The sequence below is a fragment of the Acinetobacter calcoaceticus genome, assembly GCF_900520355.1.
Classification (GTDB): domain Bacteria; phylum Pseudomonadota; class Gammaproteobacteria; order Pseudomonadales; family Moraxellaceae; genus Acinetobacter; species Acinetobacter calcoaceticus_C.
This window is the reverse complement of the sequence record NZ_LS999521.1, coordinates 2323420-2344231: the sequence shown is the minus strand read 5'-3', so window position 1 is coordinate 2344231 and position 20812 is coordinate 2323420. Positions and strand designations below refer to the sequence as shown.

The 20812-nt window shown below is 37.5% G+C and carries 20 protein-coding genes; 11 read left to right on the top strand and 9 right to left on the bottom strand.

All coding sequences use genetic code 11. The features are described from left to right. Nucleotides 1-19 precede the first annotated feature (19 nt). The gene (locus AC2117_RS11255) at nucleotides 20-925 is read left to right on the top strand and encodes a LysR family transcriptional regulator (RefSeq protein ID WP_133974139.1); all 906 of its coding nucleotides are present in this window, start codon (nucleotides 20-22) and stop codon (nucleotides 923-925) included. Here the strand turns inward: AC2117_RS11255 and AC2117_RS19055 are convergent. Continuing rightward, entirely contained in the window at nucleotides 918-1220 is a 303-nt protein-coding gene (locus tag AC2117_RS19055) for a hypothetical protein (RefSeq protein ID WP_171253674.1), read from the bottom strand. The two genes, AC2117_RS11255 and AC2117_RS19055, sit on opposite strands and share 8 nt — an antisense overlap. 905 nt (nucleotides 1221-2125) lie before the next feature. Here AC2117_RS19055 and AC2117_RS18870 point away from each other — a divergent pair. The 3 genes from AC2117_RS18870 (at nucleotide 2126) to AC2117_RS11240 (ending at nucleotide 3297) form a co-directional block, all read left to right on the top strand. Beyond that, on the top strand, nucleotides 2126-2269 hold the full coding sequence (locus AC2117_RS18870) for a hypothetical protein (protein WP_075431360.1): 144 nt from the start codon (nucleotides 2126-2128) through the stop codon (nucleotides 2267-2269). 266 nt (nucleotides 2270-2535) lie between these two features. Next, complete coding sequence (locus tag AC2117_RS11245; RefSeq protein WP_133974137.1) at nucleotides 2536-2964, top strand: hypothetical protein; 429 nt, start codon at nucleotides 2536-2538, stop codon at nucleotides 2962-2964. A gap of 111 nt (nucleotides 2965-3075) precedes the next feature. Further along, nucleotides 3076-3297: a hypothetical protein gene (locus tag AC2117_RS11240; protein ID WP_133974135.1), complete on the top strand. Its 222-nt coding sequence runs from the start codon at nucleotides 3076-3078 to the stop codon at nucleotides 3295-3297. Nucleotides 3298-3417: 120 nt separating this feature from the next. Here the strand turns inward: AC2117_RS11240 and AC2117_RS11235 are convergent, their stop codons facing one another. The 3 genes from AC2117_RS11235 to AC2117_RS11225 all read right to left on the bottom strand — a co-directional run bounded on the left by AC2117_RS11235 (nucleotide 3418) and on the right by AC2117_RS11225 (nucleotide 4837). After that, nucleotides 3418-3735 carry a hypothetical protein gene (locus AC2117_RS11235; RefSeq protein ID WP_042896698.1) on the bottom strand — a complete coding sequence of 106 codons (318 nt, stop codon included), beginning with the start codon at nucleotides 3733-3735 and terminating at the stop codon, nucleotides 3418-3420. Nucleotides 3736-3850: 115 nt separating this feature from the next. Next, on the bottom strand, nucleotides 3851-4081 hold the full coding sequence (locus tag AC2117_RS11230) for a hypothetical protein (RefSeq protein ID WP_133974133.1): 231 nt from the start codon (nucleotides 4079-4081) through the stop codon (nucleotides 3851-3853). A 279-nt stretch (nucleotides 4082-4360) separates the two neighbouring features. Beyond that, nucleotides 4361-4837: a CinA family protein gene (locus tag AC2117_RS11225; protein WP_133974131.1), complete on the bottom strand. Its 477-nt coding sequence runs from the start codon at nucleotides 4835-4837 to the stop codon at nucleotides 4361-4363. Nucleotides 4838-5152: 315 nt separating this feature from the next. Between AC2117_RS11225 and AC2117_RS11220 the strand changes: the two genes are divergently transcribed. Next, nucleotides 5153-6565, top strand: a complete 1413-nt coding sequence (locus AC2117_RS11220; RefSeq protein ID WP_042896696.1) for an iron-containing redox enzyme family protein — start codon at nucleotides 5153-5155, stop codon at nucleotides 6563-6565. 48 nt (nucleotides 6566-6613) lie between these two features. Further along, nucleotides 6614-8758 (top strand): catalase HPII, encoded by a 2145-nt coding sequence (katE, locus tag AC2117_RS11215; RefSeq protein WP_133974129.1) that lies wholly within the window; start codon nucleotides 6614-6616, stop codon nucleotides 8756-8758. Between the two features lie 60 nt (nucleotides 8759-8818). Here katE and AC2117_RS11210 read toward each other — a convergent pair whose 3' ends face one another. Both AC2117_RS11210 and AC2117_RS11205 read right to left on the bottom strand, forming a co-directional pair. Next, nucleotides 8819-9697 carry an SDR family oxidoreductase gene (locus AC2117_RS11210; protein ID WP_133974127.1) on the bottom strand — a complete coding sequence of 293 codons (879 nt, stop codon included), beginning with the start codon at nucleotides 9695-9697 and terminating at the stop codon, nucleotides 8819-8821. Nucleotides 9698-9836: 139 nt separating this feature from the next. Beyond that, on the bottom strand, nucleotides 9837-10253 hold the full coding sequence (locus AC2117_RS11205) for a DUF6367 family protein (protein ID WP_042896692.1): 417 nt from the start codon (nucleotides 10251-10253) through the stop codon (nucleotides 9837-9839). A gap of 486 nt (nucleotides 10254-10739) precedes the next feature. Here AC2117_RS11205 and AC2117_RS19150 point away from each other — a divergent pair, with 486 nt between their 5' ends. Further along, the gene (locus AC2117_RS19150) at nucleotides 10740-11996 is read left to right on the top strand and encodes a KGG domain-containing protein (protein ID WP_133974124.1); all 1257 of its coding nucleotides are present in this window, start codon (nucleotides 10740-10742) and stop codon (nucleotides 11994-11996) included. Nucleotides 11997-12057: 61 nt separating this feature from the next. Here AC2117_RS19150 and AC2117_RS11195 read toward each other — a convergent pair whose 3' ends face one another. Next, entirely contained in the window at nucleotides 12058-12291 is a 234-nt protein-coding gene (locus AC2117_RS11195) for a hypothetical protein (RefSeq protein ID WP_133974122.1), read from the bottom strand. A 285-nt stretch (nucleotides 12292-12576) separates the two neighbouring features. Between AC2117_RS11195 and AC2117_RS11190 the strand changes: the two genes are divergently transcribed. After that, on the top strand, nucleotides 12577-13188 hold the full coding sequence (locus AC2117_RS11190) for a LexA family protein (protein ID WP_042896688.1): 612 nt from the start codon (nucleotides 12577-12579) through the stop codon (nucleotides 13186-13188). A gap of 73 nt (nucleotides 13189-13261) precedes the next feature. On the opposite strand, the gene AC2117_RS11185 is transcribed toward AC2117_RS11190, so the two are convergent. Next, the gene (locus AC2117_RS11185; protein ID WP_133974120.1) at nucleotides 13262-13873 is read right to left on the bottom strand and encodes a LysE family translocator; all 612 of its coding nucleotides are present in this window, start codon (nucleotides 13871-13873) and stop codon (nucleotides 13262-13264) included. Nucleotides 13874-14029: 156 nt separating this feature from the next. Here AC2117_RS11185 and AC2117_RS11180 point away from each other — a divergent pair, with 156 nt between their 5' ends. Then, nucleotides 14030-14485, top strand: a complete 456-nt coding sequence (locus AC2117_RS11180) for an Lrp/AsnC family transcriptional regulator (RefSeq protein WP_000376211.1) — start codon at nucleotides 14030-14032, stop codon at nucleotides 14483-14485. Nucleotides 14486-14544: 59 nt separating this feature from the next. Here the strand turns inward: AC2117_RS11180 and AC2117_RS11175 are convergent, their stop codons facing one another. Beyond that, nucleotides 14545-16161, bottom strand: coding sequence for a purine-cytosine permease family protein (locus AC2117_RS11175; RefSeq protein WP_004642440.1), 1617 nt, complete (start codon nucleotides 16159-16161; stop codon nucleotides 14545-14547). Between the two features lie 195 nt (nucleotides 16162-16356). Between AC2117_RS11175 and AC2117_RS11170 the strand changes: the two genes are divergently transcribed. Then, nucleotides 16357-19836 (top strand): ATP-binding protein, encoded by a 3480-nt coding sequence (locus AC2117_RS11170; RefSeq protein WP_133976332.1) that lies wholly within the window; start codon nucleotides 16357-16359, stop codon nucleotides 19834-19836. Beyond that, on the top strand, nucleotides 19833-20792 hold the full coding sequence (locus tag AC2117_RS11165; protein ID WP_133974118.1) for a response regulator transcription factor: 960 nt from the start codon (nucleotides 19833-19835) through the stop codon (nucleotides 20790-20792). Before AC2117_RS11170 ends, AC2117_RS11165 begins: the two co-directional genes overlap by 4 nt. Nucleotides 20793-20812: the final 20 nt, after the last annotated feature.

Below are 20812 nucleotides of genomic sequence, written 5' to 3'. Positions count from 1 at the left end.
TTCATAGATAAATTTTGTTATGGCTAATTTTGATATTAATCGATCTGGCGAGCTGGCAATTTTTATTCGCGTGGTCGAGTTAGGAAGCTTTTCTGCTGTAGCAAGAGCATGCGACATGACGCCGTCTGCTGTCAGTAAATTAATTGCTCGGCTCGAAAAAAGACTTGGCATAAGATTACTGAATCGTTCAACACGTCAGTTTCAGCTCACAAGTGAAGGGTGCCAGTTTTATGAGCAGGGTCTTCAAATACTCAGTGAGCTAGACGAGCTCGAACAATCTGTTACGGCAAATCACACGCCTCAAGGGCGAATAAGAATACATACCAGCCTTTCATATTGGACCCATTTTTTGTTGCCGTGTATTTCTTTATTTAATCAGCGCTATCCACAAATCGAAATAGAGGCTCATTTAAGTGATGAAGTCATTAATTTAGTTGAGCAAAGAATTGATGTTGCAATTCGCACCGGACCTTTAAAAAGCTCCAATTTGGTGGCTCGCTCATTGGGGAGTACTCATAAACATTATGTATGTTCATCCAGATACATTGAACAATATGGCTGTCCACAGCATCCAGATGAACTATCTGAACATCAGCTTTTAGACGTAAGTTATCAGCGCCAAAATAAGACATGGCTGTTTAAAAAAGCGGATCAAGAAATCACGCTCATACCTACTCAGGTTTTAAGAGTAAATCATGGAGAGGCGATTTTGCAGTTAGCACTTGCCAGTGTTGGTATTGCACAGCTAAATGAATTCCAAGTTCGAAAAGCGCTAGAACAAAAGCAGTTAATTAAAATTCTTGAAGACTGGAATATTAATGCTTCTGAAGAATTTCATGCTGTCTGGATCGGCCATGATAAATATGTTCCTAAACGTGTAAGGGTCTTTTTAGATTTCTTGGTAGAGCATGCAAATATCAGTTAGGTTGGCTTTTTCTTGCACTTAACTGACATTGGTGAATTGTTTCATTCATGGTTTCCACAAAGTTCATATCCGCATCAATATTTTGTAAGCTTACTTTTGGTAGGTTTTCTACAAATTGTGGCGAATAATGTTCTTCTAAAGCGTTATAAATACAATTGCATTGTGAGAGCGCACGGCCTGACCACATACAATGGGTATTGAATTCGTTTTTACTAATAGGTCTGCAACCTAATAAACTTATAGAACTTATTAATAGGGTGCACACTAAAACAATACGATATGAAAAAAACATCACTATTGCTCTTCGTTGGTTGTTGTTATCGTTAAGTTATGCTTATAGAGGGGACTAATCTTTAGCTAGGGTTAAATCTTGAGATTTTTTCCGTGTAAAGATGAAAGTGTGGATAAGTAAAAAGATGAGAGGAATTCTTTAAAAGTGTTTTAAGCTGAACGTTAAGATAATGAAGTTTAAGAAAAATAAAATGATATAAAATAATAGTCATTAGAGACTCCTTGATAAAAGAAGTTGCGCCCAATCACTGCTATTAATTATGGTGGTGAAACGAAAGAGGGTTAGCAGACTGATACCTAAGAAACCAGCACACCCGAAGGTGTCCCACTCCCGTTCCTCCGTCAAAGGCACGAGGGGCTTCACACCAAAAAACGTGTTTTTAGTGCACTTAGGTAGACGATCTGCTAAAACCGACTGACAAAATAGGTCAGCCGGAGCATGATAAGCTGAGCATTAAAGCGGGTCAATTGCAAAAATAAAAGATTGGTTTATATAAACAAATAATAATATTTTTAAATTGTGATTAATAAAATAAGCAATTATTTAAAATTTAAACGACAGATTATTTATTATACCTAATCTTAATAATTGATTTTAAATGTTTATATATCAAATATTTATTAATTGTTAAATTATATATTGTTTGCAATCATTGACTTAATAAGACACAAACTCGGAAAGGATGAGCAATTTTACTTTCATGAATATAACAATCTTAAATAATTAGCCAATGCCAAAATTTAATTAAAATATCAATTGCAAGAATGGTATTTTTTAATCATTTATTTAATTTTGATTTTTACAAAAGCTTGCATAATCTACAAAAGTTAAGAGAACCACAGCGGTAGGCCAACAGAAGATCATGTTATTCATAAGCCTACATCTTAAAACTTATAAGGGTGACCTCAATGTTAAGAATTCTTTGTGCAGTTAGTATGGTTGTTGCAATTGCTATGGGTATGAGTGCATGCCAAGATCGAGATTCAAGAGATGAAGGAACTCATGGCGCGAATGACCCCACAACTCCTCAACAAATGGATAAAAATTCATAAGTATTTTTTTTAAGAAAACTCACTTTGAAGTAAGTTTTCTTATCGTTATTTTCTATAAAATATGTAACATAATAAAAAAGATAATTATATGAAAATATAAAATTAATCAATAAATTAGTGGGTTATTGTCTTTCTATGAATTTATTGTTACTGAATTGTTTCTAGGTTAATTTATAGTTTCAAAAAATTAATAAAATAAACACAACAAATTACTTATATTCATCCAAAATTCATTTTAGTGATGACAGTTTTATAAAGGTAAGGATATGCCCCAGTACTTAAGAATAGCTGAGAAAATATATCAAAATGTTAAAGAAAAAAAAGGCTTTACAGATGAGCCTATGGAAGATCTTAATAATTTGATGATTGAACTCAGACATGAGCTTAAGGGGACAAAGCTTAAGCTTTTATATAATTATATTGATTTTGCTGAATTACTTATTAAACCTTTGCAAGAATCTAAAATTAAATTGGATTTAAGTATTATTCCAAAGAGCAAGAATACTCAAGAATTTGTACTATGGCTTGCAGGTTTTATTGAGCGGATTACAACGGGCGGGCAAGAAAAGTTGCCGACAATTCGAACTAAGGTTGTTTTACCTACCTATGCTTACGACGAAACTTATACTTCTTCAGCAAATCCTGTAAATAATGGAGAAGAAATTATTGAGTATTTTAATAAAAAAGAAAGTTAAATCGTAAATTTTCTAAATGCCTGACATGAGTAAAATCATGTCGGGTATTAAATAATAAGATAGAAGTTCAGCTCAGTTGGTTTTCAATTTAATATTTAAAGGTGGTTAAACATGTTTGTATATTTTACGGATGGAACCTGTATTAACGACTCTGAAATTTATGGCGTAAAAGCAAAACATGAGCAGAATAAATATGTTGTAGAAGTCACTATTAAGCCTACCCATACGCTATCTAATGTTTCTAGCGTTCAGTTCAAAAAAGAAGTGTTTGATGATCCAAAATTAGCAAATCAATACCTCCACAATAATTTTAATATGCCGCCTTTTTTCTAAAATATTATGAATTTCATGATCTTAATAGATTTTTTTATAGACATAAAAAGAGCTTATTTCCGAGGGCCAATCAGAAATAAGCTCATATTTTTAAAGCAAAAGAAGATGTTGTGTTAAATACTATCTATCGTTCCAGGCATCTTTAATTGCTTGTTTAGCATGTTCCCATTTTAAACGAGATTCGGCTTTAAGCTCTTCCCATTTTTGTTGGAGGCTGCCTTCCATATCTTCAAACTGAGCACCTTCCTCAGCTTCAGTACGGGCGCGATGACCTAACTCATAGGCTGCTGAAAAATCTCGATCGTAATCTAAATCTGGAGTAGTAAGCTGAGCTTCTTGATAATAAGGACGAGTAAGGTAACTTTCGCGCCAATAAGTGTCAGAATAATTATGGTCGCCAGCTGGCAGTCGTGCGTGATCGCTATTTTGATCTGTCATCAGTTTTTCCTCATCTATTATTTAATTTTATGCTTATGTTAAATTTAGGAAGGTGAATTCACCTTCCTAAATAAAATGAATGACCGCATCAAATGACATTTAAATCAACAACGGATTAACGTTGCTGATTGTTGTTATTTGAGTTTTGTTGGCCTGAATCTTTTTGATTAGAGCCTTGTTGTTGGCGGCGGTTGTCATTTTGCTGTTGTTGCTGATTGTTTTGTTGCTGTTGATCGTTTTGCTGTTGGTTGCCGTTTGGCTGCTGTTGGTTATTACGGTTGTCATTTTGCTGCTGTTGTTGCTGTTGATTATTGCGTTGATTGCTTTGATTATTAGTAGTGCTCATCTTTAATTACCTCATATCATTTATGATGTGTGTTTTATCTGAGAGCTTCAGATAGGTTTATTAAAACATGAAATTTTTTAATGTGTAGCATAGGGGTGTTACCCTATATTTAACTGTAACTTTAAAAAAATAATAAAACCTTGATTTTTATAAAATGTAATTTTTATCAATAAACATAATTAATATGAAAATAGATAAAATTACATTTGAGTAAAATGGCGTTAAAGAAATACTATGGTCATTTCTAAATGTGTATATGTTATCTTTTATTAAAAACTTCTATTTTTTATTATCTAAGATTATATATTCTATATCCTGATTAATATAGTAGAGAAGTTGTCTAAGTTTGAGACATGGTAATCCTCTAAATACTCGTCTAAAATTGTAAAATTGATTTTTATAATAAATAGAATAAAAGAAGGTGCCCACCGGTTTTTCTTTAGTTTCTGAACCACCTTTTTTTAATAGACCAGTACAAGCGACATAAAGATCGGCATGTAGAAGTTCTTTTCCTTTTTTGATCATCTCTACAGTGACAGGCATTGATTCTGCTGTATATTTTTCAACGAGTTCAGAAGAAATATGAAGTGTATTTTCTTTAACTCGTAAGTCATAGCTCACTAAGCTTCCAATAAGAATATCGCCAGAGTAGGGGCTTAAAGAAAAGCGGTAAGCTAAATAGCCAGCAGAAGCACTTTCGAAAAAAGCGATTTTAATTTTTTCTTGTGCTAATAATTTATAGCATGAGTTAAACATTTGCTTTCTCCTTTCATTTGTTTTTAAATTAGTTATAAAATTATTTTTTTAAATTTTTTGTTAATTTTTTAATCTTTATAATTTTAAAGGTAACTATAATGTAATAAAGGTTTAAAATTTACATATTTTTTATAAAAGCAGGCATTTAAATTATTCTAAAGATGAGAATGTAATTTTATGTGAGAAGTTATGTTTTTGAATTTAAATGATTTGTATGAAAACAACTGTTTTTAATAACGTAATATAACAAAGAGGAGCTGGGATTATAGGATGAGTAAAGTATGGTATTTTATATCTCACAAAAGGAGAATAGAAATGCCTGTTGTAGTGAAAAAAAGATTATTAGACTTATTACAAGATAATCAACAGAACTATTACGAATTATTTGTTTTTTTCCTTGATCCTGATATTTCAAGTTTTGAGAAAGAGAAGAAAGCACGAGATTTTCTTTTTAAAGAGATAGATAAGATAGATCAGACAGAAATTGATTTTCCTTCTGATATAAATATGATTAAAGGATGGTGTGAAAAAAATAATAAAGAAAATTGTGAGGTATTTCAGGATTATTTAAACCGCCGGCAAGCTGGAGGTGAGAGAGAATACTTTAAAAATGTTGGTCAGGCGTTCGAATTTTTAATTAAAGTTTCTCCAACCAAAAAAGTAGACGGTGCATGGCTATATAGTTCAGTTCACTATTGGAATGATCCGGTTTTCCATGACCTGATTATTACCTATCTGGAAGAGCTAGGGTTAGGTGAGCCGAAGGCAAACCATGTCTGTATTTATGATGACTTAATGCGTAATTTGGGCCTCGATAGTTTCGATCTGCTTTTAGAAGATGAATATTATTATCATGCTGTAGTCCAATTGGCACTTGGTTATGCTCCACCTGAATTCATTCCAGAAATAGTTGGTTTTAACTTGGGTTATGAACAGCTACCCCTTCATCTATTAATTACCAATTATGAGCTTGCTGAACTTGGCATTGACTCGAAATACTTCAATCTGCACATTACCATTGACAATATTGATAATGGTCATGCTGATAAAGCAATTAAAGTTATAAAAAATATTTTTGATAAATATCGGGATAAAGAACTTTTTCTTACTAAATTAAAACGTGGCTTTGCGCTAAACAATCATGGCGTGGGTTCTTCGAAAATTATAAAAAATTTAAATCTTGAAGATTTTGTTCTAAAAATTTTAAAGAGAAAGGCGCTCGTAGGGCAGTTAATTCATAACGAGACCAGACAGTTCGGATGTAAAACAATTAATCAATGGCTATCTAACCCAGACGACGTTCAAGGACTGGTATCGCATTTAATTGAAAATAAATGGATTAAGTTTAATGCCAATCCTGAACAAAGTATTTTTTGGAGATTAATTAATGATGAGAATGGAAAAATGTTTGGAGTGTTTACTCCTGTAGAGCGTCAGATCATTCATGATTGGATTGCTGGAGATGACCATTCTTCTAATTTCTTAAAATATAGTAGGGCACTTAATAATAGTCGACGTATTCAAGACTATTTATTTAGCTATATCTCTGATGGGGAGCTTGATGCCCTGCAAGAACGTATCCGTCAAACACCTGATCTCGCTATAAAAATATGCAAACTAACCGCATTTTTGGCACCCGATTCACATCATAAGAGCATTGGACTTTGGAGCACACGAAAATATGTCGAACTTCTTTTCCCATACTTAAGCTCTTTTAACAAAAACTAATTTTTAAGCTTTCAATTTCACCCCAGGTTTAACTTTAAAACATAGGTAATGAACATGACTGATAATAGTAAATTAACGAATAAAACAAGTGATATGGCTGGAGCTGATGCTGCAAATAAAGCCAATACCACTCAAAAAACTGAACAGTTAGACACAGTAAGAGAAGATGCGACAAATCAGGCTTTAACCACAAATCAGGGGGTTAAAATTGCTGATAACCAAAATAGTTTAAAAGCGGGAACTCGTGGGTCAACGTTATTAGAAGATTTTATCTTACGAGAAAAGATTACTCATTTTGACCATGAACGTATTCCCGAGCGTATTGTGCATGCGCGTGGGGTAGGTGCTCATGGTTATTTTCAGGCCTATGAATGTAATGAGCGTTTAACAAAAGCTGGATTTTTGACTGATCCAACCATTCAAACTCCGATTTTTGTACGTTTCTCGACGGTGCAAGGACCACGTGGATCTGCCGACACAGTTCGTGATATTCGTGGATTTGCGATTAAATTTTATACACAAGAAGGTAACTTTGATTTAGTGGGAAATAATGCCCCAGTTTTCTTCGTTCAAGATGGTATTAAATTCCCCGATTTTGTACATGCTGTAAAACCCGAACCAGATACAGAAATGCCTACTGGCGCGACTGCTCATGATACATTCTGGGATTTTGTTTCTTTAGTGCCAGAGTCTGCGCATGCCGTGATTTGGGCGATGTCAGACCGCGCAATTCCACGTAACTTTCGCTCAATTCAAGGGTTTGGTGTGCATACTTTCCGTTTAATTAATGCTGAAGGTAAAGCTCATTTCGTTAAATTCCACTGGACACCTAAACAAGGTTTGAGTGCTTTGGTTTGGGATGAAGCACAAAAGCTCGCAGGTAAAGATCCTGATTTTCACCGTCGAGATCTTTATGAAGCTATTGAGCAAGGAGTATATCCTGAGTGGGAATTAGGAGTTCAAATTGTCGAAGAACAAGATGAAATGAAATTTGATTTCGACTTGCTTGACCCAACCAAAATTATTCCTGAAGAGTTAGTGCCAGTAACACCTATTGGCCGTTTTATTTTAAATCGAAATGTCGATAATTTCTTTGCTGAAACCGAGCAGGTTGCTTTTTGCCCCGGCCATATTGTCCCGGGTATCGATTTTACAAATGATCCACTCTTACAAGCACGTCTATTTTCATATACCGATACACAGCTCAGCCGTTTAGGTGGACCAAATTTCCATCAAATACCAATTAATAAACCTGTATGTCCATTCCATAATAATCAGCGTGATGCAATGCATCAACATACGATTCATAAAGGGCAAGCTTCTTATCAACCGAACTCGATTGATCAAAACTGGCCAGTTGAGACACCTCCAGCTGCACAAAATGGTGGGTTTGAAAGTTATTATGAAAAAGTGAGTGGTCAAAAGATTCGTGAAAGAAGTGAGTCTTTTTCCGATCATTTCTCTCAGCCTCGTCTTTACTACAAGAGCCTTGCGCCTCATGAGCAAAAACATGTAGTTGATGCTTATACCTTTGAGCTCAGTAAGGTGAAAAGAAAACATATTCGAGAGCGCCAAGTTCAACAAATTTTAGCAAATATTGATCTCGATTTAGCACGCCAAGTGGGTGCAAATTTAGGTATCGAAGTCCCTGATCTAAGCCTTGATTTCAAACCTCAGGCGATTGAAAAATCTGCTAAGTTATCCATGTTGGCTTTTCCACCAGCAGACATTCAAGGCCGTAAAATTGCCGTACTTATTCATAATTTGGTTGAGTCTGAGGCACTAGAAACCATTAAAAACTGGGCAATTAAGGAAGGGGCTATTATTCATTTATTAGCACCCAGCCTAGCACCAGTTAAAGACCACAAAGATAATGTAATTATGGCAGATGGCATGCAAATGTCAGAACCTTCAATTGCATATGATGCGGTAATACTTCCGGATGGCGATAATTTAAATGCGGTGATGCAAGATGGCGTAACACGTCACTATGTACTAGAAGCCTATAAACATTTAAAACCAATTGTCTTTTTAGGAAATAAATCTGATTTACTTGAGCCATTAGGCTTGGTAGCAGATGAAGGCACCTTAATTGAAGATGACTTCAAACATGTTTCAGAGAAGCTTAAAAACTTACTTAAAGCACACCGAGTGTGGTCGCGCGAGCAAATAGCTCAACACGTTCCAGCTTAAAGAAAAAGCCCTGAAAGCTTTTTAACTTTCAGGGCTTTTTTATATAAAAAAATCTATATTTTAACCATTTACAATTTGACCGCCATTTACATGAATAACCTGACCTGTAATGTAACTCGCGTCATCTGAGGCAAGGAATAAATAGGCAGGTGCAACTTCACTCGGTTGGCCCATTCTTCCCATTGGCGTATCTTTACCAAATTTTTCAACAGTCTCTGCATCAAAACTACTTGGAATTAAAGGTGTCCAGATTGGGCCGGGTGCAACACCATTTACCCGAATTCCTTTTTTCTGTTTCATTAAATTATTTGAAAGACTACGTGTAAAAGAAGTGATTGCACCTTTGGTACTTGCGTAGTCTATTAACTCATCATGGCCTTGATAGCTGGTAATACTGGTTGTATTGATGATGCTATCTCCCTCTTGCATGTGAGAAATTACTTGTTTAGTAAGATAGAACATAGCGAAAATATTTGTTTTAAATGTTTTTTCTAATTGCTCATTACTAATATTAACGATATCTTTTTGCTGATATTGAACACCAGCATTATTCACTAATATATTGACTTTGCCATAGTGAGCCAAAATTTCATCAATTGCCTGTTTGGCAACTTCAGGATCAGAAATATCACCTTTAAATAGAAGACATTTTCGTCCTTCATTTTCAACCAATTGCTTGGTAATTTCAGCATCTTGCTGCTCTTCAAGATAGAGGATAGCAACATCAGCACCTTCACGGGCAAAAAGTACAGCCACAGATCGACCAATACCACTATCACCACCGCTAATTACGGCAATTTTACCTTGTAGTTTTTCGCTACCTTTGTGTGAAGCTTTAATAATTTCTGGTTCCGGATGCATTTTTTCTTGATCACCGGGTTGGTGAGATTGAACTTGAGCTGGCACTGAAGAAGGATATTGCTTTGTTGAGTTTTCCATGTTGAAACTCCTCTATTAAATATTGGGTTAATCTATTTTTGCTGAACTCAGCGTGAATATGAGTAAAATGTCTGCTTCGAAAAGTTGCCTTTGTTATCTTATTTATACGAATGTAAAAAAATATATCTAAATTAAATTATTAAATAACTGTTAATAACTTAATTTTATTTTTATCAATCATACTTTCAATAATTGATCTATTACCCGTATCATTTAACCAATTTTCAATAGGTATTTTATTTGACAAGTCTAGTACTTTTTTTATAACTTTTTTTGCTTCTTCAATATTAGTGTTAATTTCATCACTATTAATCTGGTTGCTTTTTATAATAATATTATCGAGAAGAGTTTTTATATCTTCTGAAGTAATATTGTTGGATTGAATAATATATAAGTCTCTTTGGAATGGATGAGTTGCATGAGGAGGGTCAAGTCTGTAACTCCACTCTTTGTCGTAATTTTGCCATTTATTCTTGATATTAATATGACCTAATAAAATTTCAGGTATAGCAATGTGAATGTATTGCACAGGTGGTTTGTTAACTTTTAATTGCATGACAGATCTACTCTTAAAATATTAATTAAAATTTTTGAATATTATTTAGTACTATTCAAGTAAATTATTTTTTTAAATGTAATGCTATATGTTGTTGTTTTGAAATTAATTTATTTGTTTTTGGTTTGTCTTTTTTGGTTTTTTTGCTGTTCCTGTTTTTAATCGATTTGTATGTTTTGAAACTTTTTGTTATTAAGAGAGCTGTTTTTAATAAAATTGTAAAACATTATTATATTGTTGAATTAAGTAATAATAATTGGTTTGAATATTTATAAAGTAAAAAAATAAAAATTTATAATATATTGGTGCGGGTATAATTCTTTTATAAATAAAAAACTTATTTAAACAACTTATAGATTTATTAATATACATTTAAAAAGGTTGATACATAGCTTGGGTAGGAAAATATTTTATATCTTTTATCTTTATTTTATCCGTTAACGAAAAGCGGTAGTGACTATAATTTAAATATAGGAAGATATAACTATGGCTAATACTAGATATGAAGATCAAGATAATAATAGTTCGGGTACTTCAAATCGTGGATTTGCGAGTATGGATCCTGAAAGAGTTAGAGAAATAGCCAGTAAAGGTGGGCGAGCTGCACATGCAAGTGGTAACGCGCATGAATTTACATCTGAAGAAGCTCGTGAAGCTGGTCGAGCAGCACACGCGAGTGGTAATGCTCACGAATTTACGTCTGAAGAAGCTCGTGAAGCTGGTGCATTAAGCCATAAGAACGATAGTCGTAACGGTCGTGGCCGTGATGATGACGATGATGATCGTGGCCGCTCAGGTGGTCGAGGTCGTAGCCGTTATGATGACGATGATGATGACGATCGCGGCCGTTCAGGTAGCCGAGGACGTGGTCGCAGTCGTGATGACGACGATGATGATGACGATCGCGGCCGTTCAGGTGGTCGAGGTCGTGGTCGCAGCCGTGACGACGATGATGATGATCGTGGCCGTTCAGGTGGTCGAGGCCGAGGTCGCAGCCGTGATGACGATGATGATGACGATCGTGGCCGTTCAAGTGGTCGAGGACGTGGTCGCAGCCGTGATGACGATGATGATAACGATCGTGGCCGCTCAGGTGGTCGAGGCCGTGGCCGCAGCCGTGATGATGACGACGATGATGATCGTGGCCGTTCAGGTGGTCGAGGCCGAGGCCGCAGCCGTTATGATGACGATGATGATGACGATCGTGGCCGTTCAGGTGGTCGAGGACGTGGTCGCAGCCGTGATGACGATGATGATGACGATCGTGGCCGTTCAAGTGGTCAAGGCCGAGGTCGCAGCCGTGATGACGATGATGATGACGATCGTGGCCGTTCAGGTGGTCGAGGCCGAGGCCGCAGCCGTTATGATGACGATGATGATGACGATCGTGGCCGTTCAGGTGGTCGAGGACGTGGTCGCAGCCGTGATGACGATGATGATGACGATCGTGGCCGTTCAGGTGGTCGAGGACGTGGCCGCAGCCGTGATGACGATGATGATGACGATCGCGGCCGTTCAGGTGGTCGAGGCCGAGGTCGTAGCCGTGATGACGATGATGATGACGATCGTGGCCGCTCAGGTGGTCGAGGACGTGGTCGTAGCCGTGACGACGATGATGACGATCGTGGCCGCTCAGGTGGTCGAGGCCGAGGTCGCAGCCGTGATGACGACGACGATTACGATGGTCGCGGACAAAACTCCCGCAACCAAAAACGCGATGCATATGGACGTTTTACGTCTTAAGCATCAGGTTTTAAAAAATAAAGGAGGCTCATTGCCTCCTTTATTTTTATCTTTAAATTATTTACTGGGGGAGAGGCTGTAGCCCTTTTACGATATCGATATATTCAGAACCATTTATCCAAAAAGATTTTTTTAAGAATAGCGTTGTCATAATGCTTTCTGCTGCTTCGCTATCTGGGTTTTCACAAAATATTCCATAGCTTTCACCTAATACCGCGTCGTTTTCAATGAGACGAATATAGTAAGCATGTTGTTCATTTGCATAGCCTAAAACCGCATCGCGTTGATTTTTCATTTCGCATGTCTCCATACCAAAAACTGAATTTAACCAAAATGTTAAGTGTTCAGAAGCTCATTTGATAAAAATCAAGAAACAGTCAGCGATAAAGACTATTTCGAAATAGGTTTTGATTTTCTTCAAACCACCACCTTAATTTTAACATCCCTGTTAAAAGTAAAATGGATTAAAATCTGATCATGAATTTATTGTTATGCAAAAAAAATATTTCGTCAACTTGAAAATGTAACTTTTTCAAGTTACATTGTCTGTGTAGGATTTGAACGGTGAAATGGAGGCGATATGTCAAAGAAAAAAGAGTTTGAACATGGCGGTGCCCGAGAAAATGCCGGCCGTAAAGCACAGTTCAATGAACCCACCAAAGTGATTCGTGTGCCAGAATCTCAAGTGAACTTTATCAAAAATTGGTTACTAAATAATGTCAAAACCGATAATCAGACAGATTTTAGCTCAAAATTAAAAGTTCAACAGGTCCATGCCAACAACGATAAAATTTATCATATTCCTTTAGCCACTGAACGTGTTGCTGCGGGTTTTCCTTCGCCAGCCCAAGACGATATTGAACAAGCACTTGATTTAAACGAATATCTCATTAGAAATGAAAATGCCACCTTTATTGTAAAAGCTAATTCTTTGTCGATGTTAGATGCTGGAATTGATATTGATGATCCGCTTATTGTTGATCGTAGTCTTCCCGCAAAGTCTGGTGATATTGTAATTGCGCTTATTGACAATGACTTTACCGTTAAGCGCTTAATGATTGATAACAATTATCAGCCGTCTAAAATTTGGCTGAAAGCTGAAAATTCCGATTATCAAAATATTTATATTGAAGAAGGGCAAGAACTGGTTATTTGGGGAGTGGTAACTTATAACCTGAAACGAATGAGATAAATTTATTTTTATATTCTATGACTTGAGTTACTGACCTGAATTGGAGGTCAGTAACGTTGAGTTGAGATATTTTTTAAATTTGGCCAATCAATAAGCAAGTTGCAATGACGACCATTAGGCCTCCTGAAAACCGTCCTACTAAATGTGCTGCTTGTGGTCTGGTTTTAAGAATTGCTTGTGAACCATAACCTACCATTAAGTAAATAATCGCGCAGCTAATCATATGTACGACGCCGAACGCAACAATTTGTGTAGTCACCGACCATGAAGCAGTAGTGTCAATAAATTGAGGAAGCAAGGCTAAAAAGAGTAGAAAAACTTTCGGGTTTAAGCCACTCACATAAACGCCTTTTGTTGCCCAGCTCAACCATGATTGCGCTTTTTCAGAATCCGATTGATTTGGAGTAGGAGGGCTAATTAATAAATTTATTCCCATCCACAATAAATAGGCGGAACCTGCAATGGTAAGAGCCATGAGAGTAGTCGGGCTATTGGCTACAATCAGGCCGACACCTGCGGCTACCAATAAAATCGTAATAAAGTGCCCAAATAACATACCCGCAACAGCTGGCACTACGACTTTACCTTTAATTCCTGCCGAAATGGCATAGGCCCAGTCTGCCCCTGGAGTAATAATAAAAAGAATGGAGACACTCCAAAATGCAATAAAAATGTTAAAAGCCATATGCTTATCTCGGCAAACTATTTTCCAAAGGTTTCGCTCGTGGTTTAGAAAAAATTCCTATTCATTCGAACTTGTTGAAAATAATATGCTCATGTATTTAGAATGTGCTTTTAAATGTTTGCTCATATCACACTCATTTGGGGTAAATTTTTCTAAATGGATCGCACAGATAAAAAGATTCTTGCTGAATTGCAGTTAAATGGCCGATTATCTATTACTGAATTGGCAGAAAAAGTAGGCTTAAGCATTTCACCATGTCATCGACGAGTGAAGGCTTTAGAGGAGTCAGGAGCCATCAAAGGCTACAGGGCGGAACTCGACCCAAACTTAGTGGGATTTGAGTTTTCAGCGATTGTTTTTATTACGCTTAAAGAAGGTGATAAGCAGGCAGTTGAGAAGTTTGAAAATGCCGTGATTGATATTCCGCAAATCATTCAGGCCCAGCGCTTATTTGGTGAGCCAGACTATTTGCTGCATGTGGTGGCTAAAGATTTACCCGCTTTCCAACGGCTATATGATGAAAAGTTATCGGCTATTCCAAGTGTGCAACGACTCATCTCAACCATTGTGATGAAAGATGTTGTGCCTGAACGTTTATTTCCGATTGGCTAAAATCTTTAGGGGTAAAAAAAAGAAGCTTTAAAAAGCTTCTTTTTTAGTCTTAAGGATATTTAGGTATCTAGTGTTTTACACAAAGAGCAGATGGTGCCGTTATGTTTATGAGAGAACATAATATCTGGACGCTCGTAACCTTCTTCACATACACGGCAGTGGTAAACAGTTGCAACAGGTGTACCTTCAGCATCAAAACGTGGTTCTTTAATGCCGTCATCATGTGACTTGATGTAGTATTTTCCTTTGGTTAATAAGCCCATGATTGGTGTTAATACAAAGGCAAGTACAAGTGCGATAAGCGGTGAGTATGGAGCCAAGAAACTACCAAGTAATCCGAAGAATGCTGCGATTGATAGTCCTGCTGACACAAGGAACGCCACCATACCCACAGGGTTTACGTTGTAGAGCATGTCGCGGCGGTATTCCGGTTCTTTTGGTGAAAGCTTTAAAACATATTTGTTGATTGAAATGTCTGTTGCAACAACCACAACCCACGCAATCGCAAAGTTTGAATAGAACCCTAAGATTTTACCGAGTACTGCAAACATGTTGCCTTCCATTAAGGCAAGGGCAATTGCCAAGTTCACCATCACAAAGACAATACGACCCGGATAATGTTTGCTAATACGAGTGTAGGCACTTGTCCAAGCAAGAGAACCAGAGTAAGCATTGGTCACGTTAATTTTAATTTGAGAAATGACCACCAAAATAACCGCAAGTGTTAGAGCAGCCCAGCCCGGAAGCATGTCATGAAAGGCTGCATTAAATTGTTGAACAGGTTCAGTACTGTTTACACCCGGTAATTTTGTTAATAAGTAGAAACCTAAAAATGCCCCAATAATTTGTTTGATTGCCCCTAAAATTACCCAACCTGGACCTGCTGAAATCACAGCAGCCCACCATGCTTTGCTATTTTCTTTTGTTTTAGCAGGCATGAAACGTAAGTAATCAATTTGCTCACCGATTTGCATAATCAAAGATAAACATATGCCAGCACCTAACATGATCGCGGCCATATCTACAGTCGCAAAACCCTCTTTACCTGTAAAAGTAGCAAACTGGCTGACTAAGGTGGGTTCTTGGTAAATCAGATAGGCCACAGGACCAATCATGAGAATGAGCCAAAGGGGAGTTGTCCATACTTGTAATTTACTCAAGGCTTTCATGCCGTAAATCACCAACGGAATCACCATGACGGTCGAGATGAGGTAGCCTGCCCAAAGCGGAATACCTAAACCGAGTAATAACCCTTGCGCCATGATTGAACCTTCAAGGGCAAAGAAAATAAATGTGAAACTGGCGAAAATGATACTGGTGAGGACTGATCCGATATAACCGAAACCTGCGCCACGGGTAATCAAGTCGAGGTCGATGTTATAACGTGCCGCGTAGTAGGCAAGAGGAATACCAGTTAAGAAGATAATAATTGCTGCAAATAAAATGGAGAAAACCGCATTGGTTGTTCCATAAGACATACCAATACTGGCGCCAATAGAAAAGTCAGCAAGATAGGCAATACCACCAAGTGCAGTAATAGCAACAACTTTGGGGCTCCAGCGCCGAAAGCTATGTGGAGCATAACGTAAAGTATAATCTTCTAAGGTTTCATTCACTGCTTTTTGTGAATCTGTACCTTGCACAGTGTCCAGATTTGGATGTTCAGATACACTCATAACATCAATCTCCCAATCGTTTTCGGTCAATCAACACAAATATTGATCATTGTTTTTTGATGAATTTGAGTGTGTGATTTTTGATGAAAATTGGAAATACGTTATTTTGCGTATATGTGCGTATTCGAGAAAATCGCCATGATAAATGACTTTTGGCATAAGGATTGCTGGGTTTAATGCAGCCACATGCCAAACATGAGTGTTATGCCAGATTCTTCACGACCCCAACAAGCGCCACAACGTGTGATCAAAACGCGCCGTGAATATAATATTTGGGTGGCAGATGAAAGTATCGAAGATTATGCGCTCCGTTATGCGCCCACATCAGTACGTAAATGGTCGCCTTGGACCGTTACTAATACCGCAATTTCGACAGTTAGCTTCTTGGCTATGGAAGCCATCGGGGCGACCATGCTTTGGCAGTATGGCTTTAGCAACGCGCTGTGGGCAGCAATTGTCGTATGTACCATCATATTCTTAACCAGTTGGCCGATTAGTTACTACGCAGCAAAATATAATGTAGATGTCGATTTGCTTACCCGTGGTGCAGGTTTTGGCTACATTGGCTCGACCATTACCTCTCTGATTTATGCCAGCTTTACCTTTATTTTGCTTGCGTTTGAAGCCGCAATTATGGCGATGGCACTTGAGCTTGCCCTTGGCATTCCACAAGTTGTTGGTTACTTAATTTCTGCATTAGTGATTTTGCCTTTAGTGGTTAAAGGTATTGGTTTTATTAATAAAGTTCAGGCAATTACGCAGCCAATCTGGTTGTTATTGCTGTTGTTACCATGGTTTTTTGTACTTTGGAAACAGCCACAAATTTTAAATAGTAGCCTGCATTTTGTTGGTGCGGTTTCAAACTCGACCGATTTTAATTTGTATTACTTTGGTGCGGCGTGCACCCTTATTTTTTCATTTGTGATCCAAATTGGTGAGCAAGCTGACTATTTACGCTTTTTACCGCAACAAGAAAAAAATAGAACTGCGTGGCGTTTTGCTGTTTTTTTAGGTGGTCCATCTTGGATTATTTTTGGTTTTCTCAAAGTTTTGATGGGCATGCTGCTGATGGTTTTAGCCTTTCAGCTGTTGATTCCTGTTTCTGAACTAGACAATCCGACTTATCTGTATTGGGTTGCCTACCAACAATTTATTCCAAATCCTCAGCTTGCTTTAATTCTCACGTTGGCACTAGTTTGCTTGGCACAGATTAAAATTAATATGACCAATGCCTATGCTGGCTCATTGGCATGGTCAAACTTTTTTGCCCGTTTGACTCATAGCCATCCGGGGCGAATTGTTTGGCTTCTTTTTAACGTTTTTATTGCCATTGTTTTGATGGAAATGGGGATTAGCCATGCGGTCGAGCGCATTTTGGGGCTATATAGCAATGTCGCTTTGGCATGGATTGGCGCTGTTGTTGCCGATTTAATTATTTGTAAACCTTTGGGTTTAAGTCCGAAGGGAATTGAATTTCGCCGTGCTTATTTATATGACATTAACCCCGTAGGTGTGGGTGCCTTACTGATTGCTTCAGTTTTATCGATGCTTAGCTATTTGGGCTTTTTGGGATTAATGGCGAAAGGATTAGCAAGTTTTATTGCCTTAGGAAGCGCTGTGTTATGTGTTCCTATTATTGCCTACTTAACCAAAGGCAAATATTACATTGCACGCCAGCCTGAAAAAATTCAAGCGACTTCAGTTGCTAACTGTGTGGTGTGTGAACGGGACTATGAACTGGCTGATATGGCAGGTTGTCCAGCCTATAACGGTACAATTTGCTCTTTATGTTGTTCGCTAGAAGCACGTTGTCACGATTTGTGTAAACCCGAAGCCCGTTGGTCGGTACAACTAAAAAATGCGATTTGGCGTTATTTACCAGCACGATGGGCTAGCCGATTAAATAGTCGGGTCAGTTTATATTTATTACTGACTTTAGGGCTTTCTATTGTTTTGGCTGTGAGCTTGAGTCTGGTTTATATTCAAGAAAAAGCATATCTGGAAACCATTAATGCAGCGGCAGTTCCTCAACTATTTACACTGTTTGTAAAAATTTACACCATTTTATTTCTATTGCTCAGTGTGGCTGCATGGTGGTTAGTGTTAAACGATGAAAGCCGCCGTAAAGCTGAAATCGAGACCCATCAACAAACAGCATTATTGATTGATGAAATTGCTGCTCATGAAGTTACATCTCAAAATTTGCAAGATGCAAGAATTGTCGCTGAACGGGCGAACGAGGCAAAAAGCCGCTATGTGATTGGAATTAGTCATGAACTTCGAACACCATTAAATAGTATTTTGGGTTATAGCCAATTAATTCAAAAGCAAGAACAGCTATCTGAACAGGGCAAAATGGCATTAGGGGTCATTAGCAGAAGTGGACAGCATTTGACATCGCTCATTGATGGTTTACTCGATTTGGCACGAATTGAAACGGGTAAAATTTCTTTAAATATGGTGGATATCCATTTTCCAAATTTTATAGAACAATTAATTCAGATGTTTCAACCGCAGTTTGAGCAGAAGCACTTACATTTCATACACCAGATTAGTGATAAGCTTCCGCACTATGTACGTACCGATAAAAAACGTCTTGAACAGATACTCATTAACTTATTGGGCAATGCCTTAAAATTTACCAATACAGGCACCATTACCTTAAAAGTCGATTATCGTTTTCAAACAGCTTATTTTGAAATTGTAGATACAGGCTGTGGCATTGCCGAGGCTGATCTGGAGCGGATTTTTAATCCGTTTGAACGAGGCAGTAATGTGGTTCAAGGTGGCTTCACCGGAACAGGTCTAGGTTTGCCTATTGTAAAATTATTGGTTGATTTGCTCGGTGGGCAGTTATCTGTGAGTAGCCAACTTAATCACGGGTCACAATTTAAAATTAAGTTTTATTTGCCCTCGAAAGAACTGGTTCATCCAATATCAAATGTACATTCTAATCAGATTATTGGTTATCAAGGCGAACCCAAAAGAATTTTAGTGGTTGATAATGAGGCCGTAGATCGAGGGCTGGTGGTCAACTTTTTAAAGCCTTTAGGATTTATTACAGAAGAAGCCGAATCTGGTATTGATTGTTTAAGACAGGTTCCTCTATTTCAGCCCAATCTGATTTTAATGGACCTAAATATGCCGTTCATGGGAGGACGAGAAACCGCTCAACTATTACGGCAGAACAATATTACCAATGTGCCGATTTTAATTATTTCGGCCAATGCGGGTGAGCGCGAGGTCAATCCGCAAGAGGCGGTGTTAAGTGAAGACTTTATGTTAAAGCCAATTGATTTGAATTTATTGCTAAGCAAAATTGGCGATAAGCTTGGATTGAGCTGGATTGATGATGCAAAAGAGTTACCCCCATTAGCACAACAACCGACCGACTCATTTGTTTTAACCACTATTTCACCAATATTGGCAGCACAGCCAGAGTCCGAGATGCGTGAGCTAAATAATAAAACAATAAATCATGCTCAGAACCTGCCACAAGCTTTACAGCATTTAGATGAGTTGATTGGACAAGGTTATATTCGTGGAATTCAACAGGCATTAAAGCAATATTTATATGATTTTCCAGAACAGGCTGAATTGTGGGAGCAGATTTCTCAATTAATTCGTAAATTTGATTTAAAACAAGCACAACGATTGATTCAGGATAAACGATGAGTACGCAACCAGTTTCTTTTCCTTATTCTTCATCGGCTGAACAGGCCGTAATTCTAATTGTTGATGATGTTCCAGAAAATTTAGGCTTATTGCATGAAAGTTTAGATCAGGCGGGCTATCGTGTACTCGTAACCACAGATGGGTTAAGTGCAATTGAAATAGCACACCGATGCTTACCAGACATGATTTTACTCGATGGCAATATGCCACACATGGATGGTTTTGAAAGTTGTATACAGCTTAAAGCAAGTCCAATTACTCAGTTTATTCCCGTCATTTTTATGACCGGTTTATCTGAAACAGAACATATTGTACGTGGCTTTCAGGTGGGAGGAGTGGACTATGTGACCAAGCCTCTAAATATTGAGGAAGTACTTGCAAGAGTCAAAACGCATCTGGCACATGCCAAACTGTTACAACAACAAAAACAGGTCATTGACGCAACTGAAACAGCCATTATTGCGGTTGACGTTCATGGGGAAATTGTCTGGAAGACACAAAAAGCCAATGATTTGCTAAATGATCATTTAACGGAAATAACGGGTTTTGAATTAGGCCTAAAAACATGGTTTGCAGACTTGCAGCAAGAAAAAGATCCCAAAAAGTTAAAAAGCTGTTTTTATTCAACTCCTTCACAGCAATTACAGCTTTTACTATTAACGCCGTGGCAATCTGGCACAAGTGTGGCGAAAAATTATCTTATACAGATCAAGACTTCTACGCCTGCATTAGACGTCACTGACATTTTAAAATATTGCCCACAGTTGACTCAACGTGAAGCAGAAGTCATGCACTGGTTATTGTTAGGGAAAACCAATAAAGATATTGCGGAAATATTAGAATTGAGTCCACGGACGATAAACAAGCATTTAGAACATGTTTTTGAAAAGCTTAGTGTAGAAAACCGAACTGCAGCCGTGGCGCATATTAATAGTCTGGTGCAAGAATTCCATTAAACCTATAGGGGTTCCGTAAA